This is a genomic window from Streptomyces sp. NPDC127084, from assembly GCF_042724175.1.
In the GTDB taxonomy this organism is placed as follows: Bacteria; Actinomycetota; Actinomycetes; order Streptomycetales; family Streptomycetaceae; genus Streptomyces.
Window position 1 is genome coordinate 39,724 of sequence record NZ_JBHXFA010000051.1, and the last position, 3,426, is coordinate 43,149.

The window sequence follows — 3,426 nt, forward strand, 5'->3', positions numbered from 1 at the left end:
CCCCGGGGGGTTGGGGGGGGGGGCGGGGGGGGGGGGGGGGGGGGGGGGGCCCCCCCCGCCACCGCCACCCCCCGCGGCCCGGTGTGCGGGCCGCCCCCCCCCCCCTCCCCCCGGGCGCCCCCGCCGACATGTGCACGCGTACGCGACGAGGCATCGCGGCCCGGCTTACGGCTCGAACTTGTAGCCCAGGCCGCGCACCGTGACCAGGTACCGAGGGGCGCCGGGGTCGGGCTCGATCTTGGCCCGCAGCCGCTTGACGTGGACGTCGAGCGTCTTGGTGTCGCCCACGTAGTCCGCGCCCCAGACCCGGTCGATCAGCTGCATACGGGTCAGCACCCGGCCCGCGTTGCGCAGCAGCATCTCCAGCAGGTCGAACTCCTTGAGCGGCAGATCGACCTTGGCGCCGGCGACCGTGACGACATGCCGGTCCACGTCCATCCGGACCGGACCGGCCTCGAGCGCCGCCGGGGCGACCTCCTCCGGCTCACCCCGGCGCCGCAGCACTGCACGGATCCGCGCGACGAGCTCCCGCGAGGAGAAGGGCTTGGTCACATAGTCGTCGGCCCCTATCTCCAGACCGACGACCTTGTCGATCTCGCTGTCCTTCGCGGTCACCATGATCACGGGGACATTGGACCGGCCGCGCAGCTGACGGCAGACCTCGGTGCCGGGCAGCCCCGGCAGCATGAGGTCGAGGAGGACGAGATCGGCGCCGTTGCGCTCGAACTCGTCAAGTCCCTCGGGCCCTGTGGCCGCGACGGCGACCTCGAAGCCCTCCTTGCGGAGCATGTAGGAAAGGACGTCGCTGAAGGACTCCTCGTCCTCGACGACAAGCACTCGGGTCACTGAAGGGCCTCCGGGGCAGGCAGTGGTACGCGTGTGGTGGTCCTGGGTGCCGGACCGGGGTGGGTGTCGCTGTCTCGGCGGTATGCCCCGCCACCGTCGCCGTCGCCGCGGTCGCCACCGTCCAGGACGTCGACGTCGGCGGCGGAGACCGCTGTGGTGGGCGTTGCCGGGATGATGGTGCTGCCGCCCGTGCGGTCCCGGTCGCGGACGGAACCGGCTTCTGGCAGCCGAAGGGTGAAGGTGGAGCCCTGGCCTTCGGTGCTCCACACCGTGACCTCCCCGCCGTGCGAGGCGGCCACATGCTTCACGATGGCCAGGCCGAGACCCGTACCGCCGGTGGCCCGGGAGCGGGCCGGATCGACCCGGTAGAACCGCTCGAAGATGCGCTCGCGGTCCTTCTCCGAGATGCCGATGCCCTGGTCGGTGACGGCGATCTCGATCGCGTCCCCGCCGGACGCCGGGACACGCCGCGCGGCGATGCCGACGCGGGTGCGGGCCGGTGAGTAGTTGACGGCGTTCTCGACCAGGTTGCCGAGGGCGGCGGCAAGCTGGCCGCGGTTGCCCCAGACGTGCAGGTCGGCGGTGCCGCCGGCGGCCATGGTGATCTGCTTGGTGGACGCGGTGTGCCGGGAGCGGTCGATGGCCTCGGCGACCAGCTCGTCCACCCGTACCGGCTCGGCGTCCTCCAGCGGGTCGTCGTTCTGCACCCGCGAGAGGTCGATCAGCTCCTGTACGAGATTGGTGAGACGGGTCGCCTCGATCTGCATACGGCCCGCGAAGCGCGCGACCGCCTCGGGGTCGTCCGAGGCGTCCATCACCGCTTCGGAGAGCAGCGAGAGCGCACCGACCGGGGTCTTGAGTTCATGGCTGACGTTGGCGACGAAGTCGCGCCGTACCGCTTCGATGCGGCGGGCCTCGGTGAGGTCGTCGACGAGGAGAAGCACAAGCCGGGAGCCCAGCGGTGCGACCCGGGCGGAGACGGCGAGCGCCTCGCCGCGGCCGGTGCCGCGGCGGTCCAGATCGAGCTCGACCTGGCGTATCTCACCGTCCCTGCGGGTGTCGCGGGCCATGTGCAGCATCGGCTCCACGGTCAGCTTTCCGCCCCTGACCAGGCCGAGCGCGTAGGCGGCCGAGCTCGCCTTGACCACCGAGTCGCTCTCGTCGAGCACGACCGCCGATGAGCGGAGTACGGACAGCACGGTGTCGACGCCGGGCGGCAGCGCGGCGTCCGTGTGCAGCGAGGTGCGGGTGGGCCTTGCCTGGTCGCGCTCGCTCCAGCGGAACGCCAGCATGGCGATCACGCCGGTGCACACCCCGGCGATCGCGGCCAATGCGGCGACCGCCGCGTTCACGTCCATGCCACCCAGGTTATGCGGGCCGGCGGACACTCTCCCAGCCATCCGGGTGGCACCTCGGGCACTCGTCGCCCAGAGTTCACTGAGGGGAAAGTGGCGGTTCACTTCGGCGGGAGGGACCGTACGCGTACAGGGGTGACCGTGGCGGCGTGGGAGGCTCAACCCACCGTGGGAGGCTCAACCCACTCATCCCACCCGGGGTTCGTACGTATCGAGAGAGGGACTTCCCATGCGGGACGCGTACCACGAGGAACTGGACTCGATCGGCGAGGGCCTGGTCGAGATGGCCCGGCTGGTCGGATCGGCGATCGGGCGTGCCACAACCGCGATCCTCGACGCGGATCTGAAGCTCGCCGAGAGCGTGATCGCCGCAGACCAGAAGGTGGACGATCTCCAGCACGACCTGGAGGCGCGGGCGATAGCCCTGCTGGCCCGGCAGCAGCCGGTCGCGACGGACCTGCGCATCGTGGTGACCTCGCTGCGGATGAGCGCCGACCTGGAGCGCTCCGGAGACCTGGCGCAGCATGTGGCCAAACTGGCCCGGCTGCGTTTCCCGAACACCGCCGTCCCGCGTGACCTGCACGCCACCATTCTGGAGATGGGCCAGCTCGCCCAGCGTCTGATGGCCAAGGCCGCCGAGGTGATCATCACCAAGGACGTCGACCTGGCGCTCCAGCTGGAGACGGACGACGACGAGATGGACCTGCTGCACCGGACGCTGTTCCAGCACCTGATCGACGACCGCTGGAAGCACGGCATCGAGACGGCGGTCGATGTGACCCTGCTCGGCCGCTACTACGAGCGCTTCGCCGATCACGCGGTGTCGGTCGCCAAGCGGGTGGTCTACCTGGTGACGGGTGAGCACGCCGACGAACTCCAGGCGGACACCGGCCCGGTCGAGGGCGCGTGACGCGGAGCCGCACCTCTGTGCGCCGTTGATGCGCCGGTCTGAGTGGGCATGCAATGGGGTACGGCGACACGAGTACGCCCAGGAGGAGGGACCCACCCCATGGCAGATTCCCCCGCGACCGACGTACGTGAGCAGAACGCCTCTGTCGAAGTGCCCCCATCGCGCCAACTGCCGATCCTCGGCGCCTGCGGCTGCGGCTCCAGCTGCGGCTGCGGTTGCCAGTCCGGCGGCCCGTGCCAGTGCGGCGGCTGACCACACCGGCAGCGGCAACAGCAACAGCACATGAGGAGGGCCCCGCCCCGGGGTGTCCACCCC

General features: G+C 71.0%; 4 protein-coding genes. 2 read left to right on the plus strand and 2 right to left on the minus strand.

The genetic code is table 11. From position 1 onward, the window contains the following. Positions 1–165 precede the first annotated feature (165 nt). Both ACFWI9_RS14755 and ACFWI9_RS14760 read right to left on the minus strand, forming a co-directional pair. Positions 166–846 (minus strand): response regulator, encoded by a 681-nt coding sequence (locus ACFWI9_RS14755; RefSeq protein WP_387161942.1) that lies wholly within the window; start codon positions 844–846, stop codon positions 166–168. Beyond that, positions 843–2,204, minus strand: coding sequence for a sensor histidine kinase (locus ACFWI9_RS14760; RefSeq protein WP_387161944.1), 1,362 nt, complete (start codon positions 2,202–2,204; stop codon positions 843–845). The genes ACFWI9_RS14755 and ACFWI9_RS14760 overlap by 4 nt, the downstream gene beginning before the upstream one ends. Before the next feature lie 226 nt (positions 2,205–2,430). Here ACFWI9_RS14760 and phoU point away from each other — a divergent pair, with 226 nt between their 5' ends. Together phoU and ACFWI9_RS14770 are read left to right on the plus strand one after the other, a co-directional pair. Then, positions 2,431–3,111, plus strand: a complete 681-nt coding sequence (gene phoU / locus ACFWI9_RS14765; protein WP_387161947.1) for a phosphate signaling complex protein PhoU — start codon at positions 2,431–2,433, stop codon at positions 3,109–3,111. Between the two features lie 99 nt (positions 3,112–3,210). Next, positions 3,211–3,363, plus strand: a complete 153-nt coding sequence (locus tag ACFWI9_RS14770; RefSeq protein ID WP_387161949.1) for a hypothetical protein — start codon at positions 3,211–3,213, stop codon at positions 3,361–3,363. Positions 3,364–3,426 lie beyond the last annotated feature (63 nt).

Bases quoted from the DNA above. Each gene is read 5' to 3' on its own strand.
- ACFWI9_RS14760 (WP_387161944.1), bottom strand. From the start codon at position 2,204: ATGGACGTGAACGCGGCGGTCGCCGCATTGGCCGCGATCGCCGGGGTG.
- phoU (WP_387161947.1), top strand. From the start codon at position 2,431: ATGCGGGACGCGTACCACGAGGAACTGGACTCGATCGGCGAGGGCCTG.
- ACFWI9_RS14770 (WP_387161949.1), top strand. From the start codon at position 3,211: ATGGCAGATTCCCCCGCGACCGACGTACGTGAGCAGAACGCCTCTGTC.